Below are 14491 nucleotides of genomic sequence, written 5' to 3'. Positions count from 1 at the left end.
AGGGAGTTCCCCATGAGCACAGCCCGCACGGTCCTGGTGGTCGGCGGCGGCGCAGCGGGCACCGCCGGGACGGTCCTGCTGCGCCGGGCCGGGATGAGCGTGGACCTGATCGAGGCCAAGGACGACTGGAACGCCACCGCCGGCTCCGGCATCACCCTCCAGGGCAACGCCCTGCGGGTGCTGCGCGAACTGGGCGTGTGGGAGCAGGTGGAGGCGTCCGGGTTCGCCTTCGACACGGTCGGCATCACCGCCCCGGACGGCACCGTCCTGCACGTCCAGGACGATCTGCGCACCGGCGGTGACGACCTGCCGGCCACGGTCGGCATGCAGCGCCCGCAGCTGCAGCGCATCCTCAGCGACGCGGTGCGCGCGAGCGGCGCCCGCGTCCGTCTGGGCACCCGGGCCACGTCCCTGGACCAGGACGGCGACGGTGTCACCGTCCGCTTCACCGACGGCACCGAGCGCCGCTACGACCTGGTCATAGCCGCCGACGGCCTCAACTCGGCGACCCGCGCGGCCATCGGCATCACCGCCGAGCCGGAGCCGACCGGCATGGCCATCTGGCGCGTGGCCGCCCCGCGCCCGGCCGGCCTGACCCGCACCGACCTCGCCTACGGCGGCCCCGCCCACATCGCCGGGTACTGCCCCACCGGCGACACGACGATCTACGCGTACGTCGTGGAGGCCAACCGCGACCGCGCGTCCGTCCCGGCCGACACCTACGCCGAGGAGATGCGCCGTCTGGCCTCCGCCTACGGCGGCCACTGGCCGGAGATCACCCGGCACATCACCGACCCGGCCGAGGTCAACTACACCTGGTTCGACCGGCTGCTGGTGGAAGGCTCCTGGCATCGCGGCCGGGTCGTCCTCGTCGGTGACGCCGCGCACTGCTGCCCGCCCACCCTCGCCCAGGGCGCCGCCCTGTCCCTGGAGGACGCACTCGTGCTCGCCCGGCTCCTGACCGAGGCGGACACCTGGGACGACGCGCTGTTCCAGGCGTACCACGACCGCCGGATCAGGCGGGTGCGCCCCGTCGTGGAGGCGTCCGTCCAGATCGGCCGATGGCAGCTCGACGGGGTGCGCGACGCCGACGTCCCCGGCCTGATGGCCCGCACGGTGACGATGCTCAGGGAGCTGCCGTGACCACCTCCGCCTCGCCCGTCCCGCACACCGGTGCCGGGGCACGTCCCGGTCCCACCGTCGACGTGCACGCCCACGTGCTGCTGCCCGAGGTCGACGCCCTGGTGACCGGCCTGCCCGGCCACACCGAGGCCCGGGAACTCGACGCCCGGCGCAACGGGCCCGCGGCGCTCGCCGTCAGCGGCCCCATGGTGCGTCAGCGCATCCCCCGCCTGACCGACGTCGCCGTGCGGCTGGCCGCGATGGACGCGCAGGGCGTGGACGTGCAGTTGGTCAGCCCGTCCCCGTCGCACTACCACTACTGGACGGACGAGGAGACGGCCGAGAAGGTGTACCGGCTGGCCAACGAGGCCACCGCCGCGCACTGTTCGGCCGCCCCGGAGCGCCTGCGCGGCCTCGGTCTCGTACCGCTGCAGCACCCGCGGCTCACCGCGGCCGCCCTGGACCACGCGCTGGAGCAGGGGCTGGCGGGGGTGGAGATCTCCAGTCACGCCCCGGGCCGCGAGCTGTCCGACCCGGCGTACGAGCCCTTGTGGGCGCGGGCCGAGGAGACGGGCGCGCTGATCTTCCTGCATCCCTTCGGATGCACCCTGGACGAGCGGCTGGACCGGTGGTACCTGTCCAACACGGTGGGCCAGCCCACCGAGAACGCCGTCGCCCTGTCCCATCTGATCTTCTCCGGTGTCCTCGACCGGCACCCGGGCCTGAAGGTGATCGCCGCGCACGGCGGCGGCTATTTGCCCACCCACATCGGCCGCTCCGACCACGCCTGGAGCACCCGCTCCGACGCGGGCGCCGGCTGCGCGCACCCGCCCAGCAGCTATCTCAAGCGGCTGTACTTCGACTCCCTCGTCCACGACCCGCACGTGCTGCGGGAACTGGTCCGGGTGGCCGGTGCCGACCGGGTGCTGCTCGGCTCCGACTTCCCCTTCGACATGGGCACCGAGGACCCGCTCGGCGCGCTGCGCGCCGCGCGGCTGCCCGAGGCCGACGTCGAGGCCGTCCGCGGCGGCACCGCCGCCGCCCTGCTCCACCTCACCCCCGCCTGAGGAGGCACCCACCATGAGCGCACGCCTGCTCACCCACCTGAGGCACGTCGACCTGGCCGTGCCCGACTACGACAAGCAGCTCGACTTCTACGCCGGCGTCTGGGGCCTGACCAAGGTCGCCGAGGACTCCGGGATCTCCTTCCTGGCCGCCGAGGGCAGCCCCGAACAGTACGTCGTGCGGCTGCGCAAGGCCGAGGAGAAGCGCCTGGACCTCGTCTCCTACGGCGCCGCGAGCCCGGCCGACGTCGACACGCTCGCCGAACGGCTGCTGGCCGGCGGCGTCCAGCTGATCTCGCGGCCGGGGAACGTCGACACACCCGGCGGCGGCTACGGCTTCCGCTTCTTCGACGTCGATGGCCGCACCATCGAGGTGTCCGCCGACGTCCGGGTGCGGCAACACCGCAAGATCGAGGAGCGGGAGTCGATCCCGGTCAAGCTGAGCCACGTCGTGCTCAACTCCCCCGCCCTGAACCGGCCCCGCCAGTGGTACGAGCGGCACCTCGGCTTCCGGCTGTCCGACACACTCAGCTCGCCGCACATGGGCGAGGTCATGCACTTCATGCGGATCTCCGACCAGCACCACTCGATGGCGATCGCGCAGGGCCCGCACACCTCCTTGCACCACGTCTCCTTCGAGATGCGCGGCCTGGACGAGTACATGCGCGGCTCCGGCCGGGTGATGCGCGCCGGCTACCGGAAGATCTGGGGCCCGGGCCGGCACATGGCCGGTGACAACACCTTCACCTACTTCCTCGACCCGCACGGCAACACCGTCGAGTACACCACCGAGCTGGAGTGCCTGGACGAGGACACCTGGCACCCGCACGTGTACGACTTCTCCCAGCCCGAGGTCACCGACCAGTGGGGCACCGCCAACCCGATGAACGAACTCGTCGCCAAGGAGTCCTTCAACGACCCCGACCGCGGCTGCTTCGTCGCCCCGCCGGTCTGATCCTCCCTTCTCCCCCTCGCTCCGGGGCGCGGCCGGCCTGTCACCTGCCCTGACACAGTGCCGCCGCGCCCTGGCGCCCGCTTCGCCAGGAGCCGCCCATGCGCTTCGCCGCCTACGCACACCAGCACCGCACCCGCCTCGCCGTCGTCGGCGACGACGACGTGCTCCACCCGCTGCCCGGCGTCCGCTCCCTCACCGAGGTGCTCGCCTCCGGGCAGGGACTGCGGGCGCTGCTCGACGCCGGTGCCGTCGCCCTGGACGCGCCGCCCGGTCCGCACGTCCGCGAAGTCCGGCTGCTGCCCCCGCTCGCCCCCGCCTCGATACGGGACTTCGTCACCTTCGAGGAACACGTCGAGGGCGTACGGCGCTCCGTCGACGGGGCCGCCGGAGTGCCCGAGCAGTGGTACGCCGCGCCGACGTTCTACTTCACCAACCCGCACGCCGTGTACGGCCCGCACGACGACATCCCCGTCCCACCCGGCTCGAAGGTGCTGGACTTCGAGCTGGAGGTCGGCGCAGTCATCGGCCGCGAGGGGCGCGACCTCACCCCCGACCAGGCCCGCGACCACATCGTCGGCTACACCGTCTTCAACGACTGGTCCGCCCGCGACCTGCAGTCCGCCGAGATGAAGGTGGGTCTCGGCCCGTGCAAGGGCAAGGACACCGCCACCACGCTCGGCCCGTACCTGGTCACCGCCGACGAGCTGGAGCCCTACCGCGACGACGAGGGCTTCCTGCGGCTGGCACTGACCGCCGAGGTCAACGGCGAGGTCGTCGGCAGGGACCTGCTGTCCAACATGAGCTGGACGTTCGAGGAGATGGTCGCCTACGCCTCGCGCGGCACCCGGGTCGCGCCCGGGGACGTGCTCGGCTCGGGCACCTGCGGCAACGGCGGCTGCCTGGCCGAGCTGTGGGGCCTGCGCGGCGAGCGGACACCGCCGCCGCTGAAGCCCGGCGACACCGTCACGCTCACCGTGGAGGGCATCGGCACCGTGTCCAACACCGTGGTGCCGGGCGCCGATCCCGTCCCCCTCCCCGCGGGCCGGCGCCGGTCGCGGGAGCGGCCGTGAGCGAACTGCGCCCCCAGCGGCTGCTGGGCAAGGTGGTCGTCGTCACCGGGGCCGCCCGCGGCCAGGGCGCGGCGGAGGTGGAGGCCCTGACCCGGCAGGGCGCCCGTGTCGTCGCCACCGACGTCCGGCCCGAGGGGAACTGCCGCCGCCTCGACGTCACCAGCGCACAGGACTGGGCGGCGCTCACCGCCGAGGTGAAGGAGGCGTACGGTCGGGTGCACGGCCTGGTCAACAACGCCGGCGTCACCTGGCGCGCGCGCCTCGGCGAGGTCCGCGCCGCGGACTTCGACCGGGTGCACGCGGTCAACGTCACCGGCGCCCTGCTCGGCATCCAGCACCTCGCCCCGCTGATGCCTCCGGGCTCCTCCATCGTCAACGTCGGCTCCTCCGCCGCGCTCACCGCGCACTACCCGGTCGCCTACACCGCCAGCAAGTGGGGCCTGCGGGGCCTGTCACGGACGGCGGCGCTGGAACTGGGGCCGCGCGGCATCCGCGTGAACACCATCCACCCCGGCTACATCGAGACCGAGATGACCGCCTGTGCCGCACCGGCCTTCCGCGAGGCCAACGTCCGGGAGACACCGCTCGGCCGCACCGGCACCGTCGACGAGGTCGCCCCGCTCGTGGTGTTCCTGCTGTCCGAGGAGGCGTCGTTCATCACCGGCGCCGACATCCCCGTCGACGGCGGGCTCACCGCGCACGGCGGTGTGAAGTCCGTGTCCGACGCCCTGCGCGAGGCGGCGACGTGACAGGGCGCGCAGGCCGGTGCGCGCCGGCACCCCGGCCGGCGTCGGCACCCAGGTGGCCCGGGGCGGCCTGCCCCGGCGCTACGCCCCCGACGGCACGGTCGCCGTCGCGTCCCCGCCCGAAGGAGACCCGGGACTTCGGCGGCCGCCCCTACGTCCAGGACGGCAGCGCGAAGATCCGCACGGAGTGCACGCTGCCGCTGCCCGGCGAGCGGTGCGTGAACCGGATCAGCCCCGACCTCGCCGCCTGGACGCCACCGAGGACGGCCTCGCCCTGGTGGAGACCGCCCCCGGTGTCACCGTGGAGGACGTCGCGGCCCGCACCGGCGCACCGGTCCGCGTGGGCCGCGACGCCACGCCGCCCGGCCGGGAGCGGGCAGGCCGTCGGCCCGGTCAGCGGGTGTGCGACGCGAGGAGTTCGAGGGTGTCGATCACCCGGTGGGAGAAGCCCCACTCGTTGTCGTACCAGGCGACCACCTTCACGTGGCGTCCGTCGACGCGGGTGAGGGCCGAGTCGAAGATCGACGAGGCCGGGTTGCCCACGATGTCGGAGGAGACCAGCGGGTCCTCGGAGTACTCGAGGATGCCGGCGAGCGGCCCGTCCGCCGCGGCGCGGTAGGCCCGCAGCACCTCCTCGCGGGTCACGTCGCGGGCGACGGTGGTGTTGAGTTCGACGAGGGAGCCGACCGGGACCGGCACCCGGATCGAGTCGCCCGACAGCTTGCCGTCCAGGTTCGGCAGGACCAGTCCGATCGCCTTGGCCGCGCCCGTCGTGGTCGGCACGATGTTGACGGCGGCGGCGCGGGCGCGGCGGGCGTCGCGGTGCGGGCCGTCCTGCAGGTTCTGCTCCTGGGTGTAGGCGTGCACCGTCGTCATGAAGCCGTGCTCGATAACGGCGAGTTCGTCGAGGACGGCGGCCAGCGGCGCGAGCGCGTTGGTCGTGCAGGAGGCGTTGGAGACGACGGTGTGCAGCTGGGGGTCGTAGGCGCCGGTGTTGACGCCGTAGGCGAGCGTGACGTCGGCGCCGTCCGACGGCGCGCCGACGAGGACCTTCTTCGCGCCCGCGTCCAGGTGGGCGCGGGCGGCCTTGGCGGCGGTGAAGCGGCCGGTGGCCTCCAGCACGATGTCCACGCCGAGTTCCGCCCACGGCAGGCGCGCGGGTTCGCGTTCGGCGAGCACCCGGATGCGGCGGCCGTCGACGACGAGCGTGTCCCCGTCGACGATCACCGGGCGGCCGAGCCGGCCGGCGGTGGTGTCGAAGGAGAGCAGCCGCGCCAGCGTGGCCGGGTCGGCGAGGTCGTTGACGGCGGCGATCTCCAGTGTGCTGTTCCGCTCCAGCAGTGCGCGCAGCACGTTGCGGCCGATGCGGCCGAAGCCGTTGATGGCGATGCGGGTCATGTGTGTCCCTCCTGTTCGCCACCAGGGTGGCGTGCGGTGCGGCGGCGGGACAGCGGCGTCATCGCCACGGTTCGCAAGGATCCCGCCAGGCTCGGGCGCACGGCGCTCCCCCCTCCCGGGAAGGCGTGGGGCGATCGCCCGGCGGCCGGGGACCGCGTGGCCTATCGGCCGCGGGTGAAGGTGCGGCGGTACTCGCCCGGGGGGGCGCCGAGGACGCGCTGGAAGTGCAGCCGGGGGGTCGCGCCGGTGCCCAGGCCCACGTCGGCGGCGATCTGCTCGACGCTGCGCTGGGAGCGCTCCAGCAGCTCGCGGGCCAGGTCGATACGGGCGCGCATCACCCACTGCAGGGGCGTGTACCCGGTGTCCTCGACGAAGCGCCGGGACAGGGTGCGCTCCGACACCCCCGCGTGGCGGGCGAGTTCCTCCAGGGTGAGGCGTTCGTGCAGCCGGTGCAGCGCCCACTCGCGGGTGGCGGCGAACCGCTCCCCCAGCGGCTCGGGCACGCTGCGCGGCACGTACTGCGCCTGACCGCCGCTGCGGTAGGGGGCCGCGACCAGGCGCCGGGCGGCGTGGTGGGAGGCGGCCACCCCGAGGTCCGCGCGCAGGATGTGCAGGCACAGGTCGATGCCGGAGGCGGCACCGGCCGAGGTGAGCACGCTGCCCTCGTCGACGAACAGGACGTTCTCGTCGACCCGGACCAGTGGATGCTTCGCCGCCAGCGCGCGCGTGTAGTGCCAGTGGGTCGTGGCGCGTCTGCCGTCGAGCAGGCCGGTGGCGGCCAGCGCGAAGGCGCCCGTGGAGATGGCCGCGAGCCGGGCGCCGCGGTCGTGGGCGGCGAGCAGCGCGTCCACGACGGCCGGCGGCGGCGCCTCGCGGTCGGGGAAGCGGTAGCCGGGCACGAAGACGATGTCGGCCCACCGCAGCGCCTCCAGGCCGTGCGCGACGGCGTACGACAGCCCGTCGCCGCCGGTGACGAGGCCGGGCGCGGCACCGCACACCCGTACCTCGTACGGCATGCTGGCGCGGGTCGTGAACACCTGCGCGGGGATGCCGACGTCGAGCGGCTTGGCGCCTTCGAGCACGAGGACGGCGACACGCGACAGACGGGAGGACGGCACGGGCACCAGGGTACGAGGCGGGGATGCCGGCCGCGCCGAACGGGCGGCATCCCCGCCTCGTACCCTGGTGGCGCTGTCCCGGGAACGTCACTTCGCGCGTGCCGCGCAGGCCTGTTACGTCTCCCAGCCGGCGCTGTCGGAGGCGATCCGCAAGCTGGAGGAGGAACTGGACGTACCGCTGGTCCGGCGCGGCCGGAAGTACGAGGGCCTGACCCCCGAGGGCGAGCGCATCGTGGTGTGGGCCCAGCGGATCCTGGCCGACCGCGACGCCCTCAAGGACGAGGTGAGCGCCCTGCGCACCGGGCTGAGCGGCACCCTGCGCGTGGGGGTGATCCCCACCGCGACCGGTGCGGTGTCGCTGCTGACCAGCCCGTTCTGCACGGCGCACCCGCTGGTCGGGGTGGAGGTCCGGGCGGACCTCCAGCACGAGGACATCCTCCGGCAGGTGCAGAACTTCGAGTTCGACGCCGGCATCACGTATCTGCACAAGGATCTGCCGGAGGGGTTCCGGACGGTGCCGCTGTACCAGGAGCGGTACGTGCTGCTGACCGGTGCCGCCGACAACGTGGGGCACCGGGCGACGGCGACGTGGTCGCAGGCGTCGCGGCTGCCGCTGTGCCTGCTCACCGGGAACATGCAGGGCCGCAGGGTGCTGGACGAGCTGTTCGCCGAGGCCGGGGTGCGGCCGTCGCCCCGGGTCGAGACCGACTCGGTGGCCACGCTGTTCGCTCATGTCAGGACCGGTCAGTGGGCGACGGTCGTGCCGCAGGCCTGGCTGCACGTCTTCGGCATACCGCACGGCATGCGGGCGGTGCCGCTGGTCGAGCCCGCCCGGGCGGTGCGCGTCGGGCTGGTGACCGCCGCGCGGGAGCCGGGTTCGGTCATGGCCCGGGCCCTGACGGACATCGCCCGCCGCACCGACCTCACCGCCGGCCTGGAGCGCCTGTCGGGCACGTGGGCTTCGCAGGGGTAGCCCGCGTCTCCCTCCGCACGGCCGTGTTTCCCTTCCCCTTCGGGCGGTCAGTCGGCGAGCCCGTGTTCCAGGCGCTCGGCGCCGGTGTAGACGTTCATCGAGGTCCCCCGCAGGAACCCGACCAGGGTCAGCCCACTGTCCTCGGCCAGGTCCACGGCCAGCGAGGACGGGGCGGAGACGGCGGCGAGCACGGGGATGCCCGCCATGACGGCCTTCTGCACCAGTTCGAACGAGGCCCGGCCGCTCACCATCAGCACGGTCGCGCGCAACGGCAGCAGCCCGGTCCGCAGGGCGTGTCCCACCACCTTGTCCACCGCGTTGTGCCGGCCCACGTCCTCGCGCAGGCACAGGAGTTCACCGTGCGCGGTGAACAGTCCCGCGGCGTGCAGTCCGCCGGTGCGGTCGAACACCCGCTGCGCGGCCCGCAGCCGGTCGGGCAGGAGCGACAGCACCTTTGGCGCAACGCGCAGCGGGTCCTCGGCCACCGACCACGGCGCCGAGGTGCGGACCGCGTCCAGACTGGCCTTCCCGCACAGCCCGCACGAGGAGGTGGTGTAGAAGTTGCGTTCCAGCGACGCGTCGGGGGCCGGCACGCCGGGGGCCAGGGCGACGTCGACCACGTTGTACGTGTTGTGGCCGTCCGCGGTGGCGCCGGCGCAGTAGCGGATCGCGGTGACATCGGCGGCGGCGTGCACCACGCCCTCGCTCACCAGGAATCCGGCGGCCAGGTCGAAGTCGTCGCCCGGGGTGCGCATCGTCACGGTCAGCGGCCGCCCGCCGACCCGGATCTCCAGGGGTTCCTCGGCGGCCAGGGCATCGGGCCGGTACGAAAAGACGCCGTCCCGGACGCGCAGCACCTTGCGGCGCGCGGTCACGCGCCCCATGATTCCCGCCCGCTCCCGGCGGTCACCTCCTGCCGCTCCTGCTCCCGCTCGCCCGTAGCGCCCGCGGTGGTGCGTTCCAGCCGTACCACGACGGCCTTGGAGGTGGGTGTGTTGCTGATGTCGGCGACGCTGTCCAACGGGACGAGGACGTTGGTCTCCGGGTAGTAGGAGGCGGCGGAGCCGCGGGAGGCCGGGTAGGCGACGACGGTGAAGTCCCGCGCGCGACGCTCGGTGCCGTCCTGCCACACGCTCACCAGGTCCACCCGGTCGCGGTCGGCGAGTCCGAGGGCGCTGAGGTCGTCCGGGTTGACGAGGACGACACGGCGGGCGTTGTGGATGCCCCGGTAGCGGTCGTTCATCGAGTACGGGACGGTGTTCCACTGGTCGTGCGAGCGCAGCGTCTGCAGCAGCAGATGCCCCGCGGGCACGTGCGGCATGGTGAACTCGTTGCAGGTGAAGACCGCCTTGCCGCTCGGGGTGGGGAACACCCTGCGGTTGACGGGGTTGGGCAGCCGGAAGCCGCCGGGCTCGGCGACGCGGGCGTTGAAGTCCTCGAAGCCGGGCACGACACGGGCGATCCGGTCCCGGATGCTGCCGTAGTCGGCCTCGAACTCCTCCCAGGGGACGGCCGGCCGGTCCCCGAGCGTGCGGCGGGCCAGCCGGCTGATGATGGCGACCTCGCTGAGCAGGTGCGGGGAGGCGGGAGCCAGCCGTCCGCGGGAGGCGTGCACCTGGCTCATGGAGTCCTCGACGGTGACGAACTGCTCCCCGCCGGCCTGGATGTCCCGGTCGCTGCGGCCCAGCGTGGGAAGGATGAGGGCGATCTCGCCGCAGACCGTGTGGGAGCGGTTGAGCTTGGTGGAGATGTGGGCGGTGAGCCGGCACCGCCGCATCGCCGCCTCGGTGACGAGGCTGTCGGGTGTGGCGCGCACGAAGTTGCCGGCCACGCCGAGGAAGACGCGGGCGCGGCCGTCGCGCATGGCCCGGATGGCGTCGACGGAGTCCAGGCCGTGCCGGGTGGGCGGGGCGAACCCGAACTCGCGGCCGAGCGCGTCCAGGAACGACCGGGGCATCCGCTCCCAGATCCCCATGGTCCGGTCGCCCTGGACGTTGCTGTGGCCGCGTACCGGGCACACCCCGGCGCCGGGCCGGCCGATGTTGCCGCGCAGCAGCAGGAAGTCGACGATCTCCCGGATGGTGGGCACGCCGTGCTTGTGCTGGGTCAGTCCCATCGCCCAGCACACGATGATCTTCTCGCTCCGCAGCACCCGGTGGTGCACCTGCTCGATCTCCTCGCGGGTCAGCCCCGTCGCCGTGAGGACGTCGTCCCAGGAGACCTTCCGGGCGTGCTCGGCGAAGTCGGCGAACCCGGTGGTGCAGGTGTCGATGAAGTCGTGGTCGAGCACGGTGCCGGGCGCCGCGTCCTCGGCTTCGAGCAGCAGCCGGTTGAGCGCCTGGAACAGGGCGAGGTCGCCGCCGGCCCGGATGTGCAGGAACTGGTCGGCGATCTGCGTGCCGCGGCCGACGACCCCGCGGGGCTTCTGCGGGTTCCTGAAGCGGATCAGGCCGGCTTCGGGCAGGGTGTTGACCGCCACCACCTGCCCGCCGTTGCGCTTGGTCTCCTCCAGCGCGGAGAGCATGCGCGGATGATTGGTGCCCGGGTTCTGCCCCACGACGAACACCAGGTCCGCGTGGTGGATGTCGTCCAGGGAGACGCTGCCCTTGCCGATGCCCAGCGTCTCCTGCAGTGCCGACCCGCTGGACTCGTGGCACATGTTGGAGCAGTCGGGCAGGTTGTTGGTGCCGAAGGCGCGGGCGAACAGCTGCAGCAGGAAGGCGGCCTCGTTGTTCAGCCGGCCGGAGGTGTAGAAGAGGGCCTCGTCGGGTGAGTCGAGGGCGCGCAGTTCCCGGGCCAGCAGGTCCAGCGCCTCGTCCCAGCCGATCGGTTCGTAGTGGGTGGCGCCCGGCCGCTTGACCATGGGTTCGGTCAGGCGGCCCTGCTGGTTGAGCCAGTAGTCGGACTTGCCGGCCAGCTCGGCGACGGAGTGCTCGCGGAAGAAGTCGGCGGTGACCCGGCGGGTGGTGGCCTCGTCGTTGATGTGCTTGGCGCCGTTCTCGCAGTACTCGTTGCGGTGCCGCTGCCCGGGCGCCGGCTCCGGCCAGGCGCAGCCGGGGCAGTCGATGCCCTTGGCCTGGTTGATGTTCAGCAGCGTCAGGGCGGTGCGCCGGGCCGAGGTCTGGTGCAGGGAGTACTCCAGCGCGTGGGCGACCGCGGGAACGCCCGCGGCCCAGCGCTTGGGCGGGGTGACCGACAGGTCGTCGACGGGGTCCTCGTTGCCGCTCATCGTCCGGTGTGCCTCTTCCTCGCGTCGACCGCGGACTCTTACTCGGGCTGCTGCGGGGCAAGCCTCCGCCCCGTCACGGAGGGAAGTCAAAGAGGGGTTGTCGATCAGTTGATCGGCGCCGCTTATCACCGGGGTGACCGGTGGGACCTGTCCCACCCGCCGTGCTCCCGTGCGCGCGGCGCGGACGCCGCCGGAGATAGACGCTGTTTATCACATCATCCGCGCCCCCTCTTTGACCGGTGTTCCGGACCGCGCCATGCTGGTGCTCGGCCCGTGAGGAGGGCGTCCCGGTCCATGGCGACGTCGCACGGGGCCGCCCTGGCATGCCCGGGGTGCGAGCGGCCCGGCAGCACCACGACGCCGAGCGGCGGGCAGCAGGTGCCCGTGCGCGGCACGGCGGTGGCACGGCCACTCCCGGCGCGGGCCTCCGCCCCGTACGTGCCACGCCCGTACGTCACTCCCGCTTGCGCACCCGCCCCGTCGATCCGCACCAGCAGCACAGAGGACCTCCACCGACCATGCCGTTGTCGCACAGCCGCTCTCTCGCCCCGGTCAGGGGCGACCGGCGGCGCCCGCTCGCCCGGGTGACGCGGGTGCTCGACCCGCGCGGCGCACTGGCCGTGCACCAGGCGGACGGAGCGTTCCTCTTCGCCCTGCGAGCGGCCCTGGCCATGGCGCTGGTGGCGCTGCCGGTCGTGCTGCTGGGCCGGCCGGACCTGGCGGTGTACGCCATGCTGGGCTCCTTCACCACCACGTTCGCGCGCAACCTGCCCTACCGGCGCCGTGCCCGGGTGCTCGCGCTGGTCGGGGCGGCCATGACGGCGTGCGTGTGCTGTGGTGCGGTCCTGGCCGCGGCGGCGCATCCCCGGGCGGGCGGGGCCGGTGCCGTGGCGGTGGTGGCGGCGACGGCCGTGGTCGCCGGGACGGCCAAGTTCGCCTGCGACACCGCCCGGCTGGGCGGACTGGGCGCGGTGCTGCTGCTGTTCTCCTTCGCGGTGGCCGCCAACACCGCCACCGCGTACGCCGAGGTCCTGCCGCGGACCGGGCTGGCCGCAGCGGCGTCTGCGGTGGCCTGGGGGCTGGCCGTGGTGGGCCGCCTCGTCCACCCCGACCGGCCCCAGCGCCTCGCCGTCGCCGCGGCGCTGCGCGCCCTCGCGGACCTGCTGCAGGCAGACGCCGCCGGGAAGGCGGCGGCCCCGAAGCGGCACCGGGCGACGGTGGCCGTCCTGCACGCGTACCACTGCCTGGGCCGCACACCGCCCGCGGACGTGCGGCCCGGCGGCCGCGAGGACACCTGCGCGCGGCTGGCGGACCTGTCGTGGTCCCTGCTGATCGGGTCCGTCCGGCGACCGCCCGACCGACTCGCCGCGACGCCGGACCTGCTGCGGCGCCAGGCCGCGCTGCTCACCGACCGTCGCCGCCGGCTCGCTCCGCTGCTGCCCGGCCTGGAGTCCCCCTGGGCGACCGTGCCCGGCGGCCGGGCCGCCGATGCCGCCGAAGGGGAGGCGGTGCGGGCGGAGTCCACCGCCTCCCGCGCCTCGGAGCTGCTGCTGGGGCGGCGCCCGGGCGGCCCCGGTCACCTGTCGGTCCGGGTCGTTCCGGCGCTGCGGATGACCCTCGGTACCGGGGTGGCCGGCGCGCTGGCCCTGCTGCTGGGGCTCGGGCACGGCTACTGGGCGGCGATCTCGGCGGCCGCCGTGCTGCACTCGGTCACCATCCGTACGACGGCGCAGCGTGCCGCGCAGCGCACCCTGGGCACCGTCGTCGGGCTGCTGATCGCGCTCGGTGTGCTGGCCGCGCACCCGGGTCCCCCGGCTCTCGCGCTGGTGGTCGTGCTCCTGGAGTTCCTGCTGGAGTACGCCGTGGTCCGCAACTACGGCTTGGGCGTCGTCTTCGTGACGCCGCTGGCCCTGCTGCTGAGCGACATGGTCGCCCCTGTGTCCGCCGGGGAACTCGCGTACGACCGCGGGCTCGCCAGCTTCCTGGGGATCGCGGTGGGGCTGGTGTGCGCGGTGCTGGTGGTCGACGACCACGCGGCGGTGCGGGTGGAGCGTGCGCTCGCCGCGTGCACGCGGGCGGCGGACCGGGCGGATCGGGCCCTTGCCTCGTCCTGCGGACCGCCGTCCCCGGACGTCCAGGGGCGTCTGGTCGCGGCCGTGGTGGAGCTGCGCGAGGCCGACGACGCCGCCGCGGGAGAGCTGTGGCCGGCGGGCATCGACCCCGCCGAACTGGCCGCGGCCGAGCACCGCGGTTACATGCTGCTGGCGCGGCTGCACCACCGGTGGCGGTGACGGGTCCGCTCGCCGGTGGTCCGGCCGCGTGGGACCATGGGCGGATCGACAGCCGACGCGCCGGCCCGGTCGGTGCCGCCACCGACGGGCGGGAGCGCGGTCGGCGCGCCGACGAAGGGGCTGCCATGGCAGGACGGATCGCCTACCGCAGGATCTACGAGGACGCCTCGCCCCAGGACGGCAAGCGTGTGCTCGTCGACCGGTTGTGGCCGCGAGGTGTGAGCAAGGAGGAGGCACACCTGGACGAGTGGCTGCGGGACGTCGCGCCGTCGACCGACCTGCGGCGCTGGTACCACCACGACCCCGAACTCTTCGACGAGTTCCGCCGTCGTTACCTGGCCGAGCTCGACGATCCCGAGCACCGGCCGGCCGTCGAGCGGCTGCACGACCTGGCGGCCCACGGCAAGGTCACACTCCTGACGGCGACCAAGGACGTCGACCACAGCGAGGCCGCCGTCCTCGCCGACTGGCTGAACCACAGCGAACACCAGCACGCGTGAGACCTGACCGGGCCGGCCCCTCGCC

The 14491-nt window shown here is 73.8% G+C and carries 12 protein-coding genes and 1 pseudogene; 9 read left to right on the top strand and 4 right to left on the bottom strand.

The features are described 5' to 3' along the window. Positions 1 to 12 precede the first annotated feature (12 nt). The 6 genes and pseudogenes from GV126_RS02350 to GV126_RS36175 all read left to right on the top strand — a co-directional run. Complete coding sequence (locus GV126_RS02350) at positions 13 to 1143, top strand: FAD-dependent oxidoreductase (RefSeq protein ID WP_159662232.1); 1131 nt, start codon at positions 13 to 15, stop codon at positions 1141 to 1143. Continuing rightward, complete coding sequence (locus tag GV126_RS02345; RefSeq protein WP_236569844.1) at positions 1140 to 2189, top strand: amidohydrolase family protein; 1050 nt, start codon at positions 1140 to 1142, stop codon at positions 2187 to 2189. The genes GV126_RS02350 and GV126_RS02345 overlap by 4 nt, the downstream gene beginning before the upstream one ends. A gap of 13 nt (positions 2190 to 2202) precedes the next feature. Next, positions 2203 to 3141, top strand: coding sequence for a VOC family protein (locus tag GV126_RS02340; protein ID WP_159662228.1), 939 nt, complete (start codon positions 2203 to 2205; stop codon positions 3139 to 3141). A 98-nt stretch (positions 3142 to 3239) separates the two neighbouring features. Next, on the top strand, positions 3240 to 4211 hold the full coding sequence (locus GV126_RS02335) for a fumarylacetoacetate hydrolase family protein (protein ID WP_159662226.1): 972 nt from the start codon (positions 3240 to 3242) through the stop codon (positions 4209 to 4211). After that, positions 4208 to 4960, top strand: coding sequence for an SDR family NAD(P)-dependent oxidoreductase (locus GV126_RS02330; protein ID WP_159662224.1), 753 nt, complete (start codon positions 4208 to 4210; stop codon positions 4958 to 4960). The genes GV126_RS02335 and GV126_RS02330 overlap by 4 nt, the downstream gene beginning before the upstream one ends. 28 nt (positions 4961 to 4988) lie before the next feature. Then, positions 4989 to 5115 (top strand): annotated as a pseudogene (locus GV126_RS36175) (succinyl-CoA--3-ketoacid-CoA transferase); the annotation flags it as partial. 235 nt (positions 5116 to 5350) lie between these two features. Here the strand turns inward: GV126_RS36175 and gap are convergent. Next, positions 5351 to 6355 carry a type I glyceraldehyde-3-phosphate dehydrogenase gene (gene gap, locus GV126_RS02325; RefSeq protein WP_159662222.1) on the bottom strand — a complete coding sequence of 335 codons (1005 nt, stop codon included), beginning with the start codon at positions 6353 to 6355 and terminating at the stop codon, positions 5351 to 5353. Positions 6356 to 6516: 161 nt separating this feature from the next. After that, positions 6517 to 7473: a GlxA family transcriptional regulator gene (locus tag GV126_RS02320; protein WP_159662220.1), complete on the bottom strand. Its 957-nt coding sequence runs from the start codon at positions 7471 to 7473 to the stop codon at positions 6517 to 6519. A gap of 64 nt (positions 7474 to 7537) precedes the next feature. On the opposite strand from GV126_RS02320, the gene GV126_RS02315 reads away from it, so the two are divergent. Beyond that, positions 7538 to 8446: a LysR family transcriptional regulator gene (locus tag GV126_RS02315; RefSeq protein WP_236570223.1), complete on the top strand. Its 909-nt coding sequence runs from the start codon at positions 7538 to 7540 to the stop codon at positions 8444 to 8446. 47 nt (positions 8447 to 8493) lie between these two features. Here the strand turns inward: GV126_RS02315 and fdhD are convergent, their stop codons facing one another. Both fdhD and GV126_RS02305 read right to left on the bottom strand, forming a co-directional pair. Beyond that, positions 8494 to 9330: a formate dehydrogenase accessory sulfurtransferase FdhD gene (gene fdhD / locus GV126_RS02310; protein ID WP_159662216.1), complete on the bottom strand. Its 837-nt coding sequence runs from the start codon at positions 9328 to 9330 to the stop codon at positions 8494 to 8496. Beyond that, on the bottom strand, positions 9318 to 11675 hold the full coding sequence (locus GV126_RS02305; protein WP_159662214.1) for an FdhF/YdeP family oxidoreductase: 2358 nt from the start codon (positions 11673 to 11675) through the stop codon (positions 9318 to 9320). Before GV126_RS02305 ends, fdhD begins: the two co-directional genes overlap by 13 nt. Before the next feature lie 518 nt (positions 11676 to 12193). Here GV126_RS02305 and GV126_RS02300 point away from each other — a divergent pair. Beyond that, positions 12194 to 13966 (top strand): FUSC family protein, encoded by a 1773-nt coding sequence (locus GV126_RS02300; protein ID WP_159662212.1) that lies wholly within the window; start codon positions 12194 to 12196, stop codon positions 13964 to 13966. A gap of 125 nt (positions 13967 to 14091) precedes the next feature. Next, positions 14092 to 14466, top strand: coding sequence for a DUF488 domain-containing protein (locus GV126_RS02295; RefSeq protein WP_159662210.1), 375 nt, complete (start codon positions 14092 to 14094; stop codon positions 14464 to 14466). Positions 14467 to 14491: the final 25 nt, after the last annotated feature.

The sequence above is a fragment of the Streptomyces mexicanus genome, assembly GCF_902506575.1.
Lineage (GTDB): Bacteria > Actinomycetota > Actinomycetes > Streptomycetales > Streptomycetaceae > Streptomyces > Streptomyces mexicanus.
This window is presented reverse-complemented; position numbering and strand designations above follow the sequence as displayed.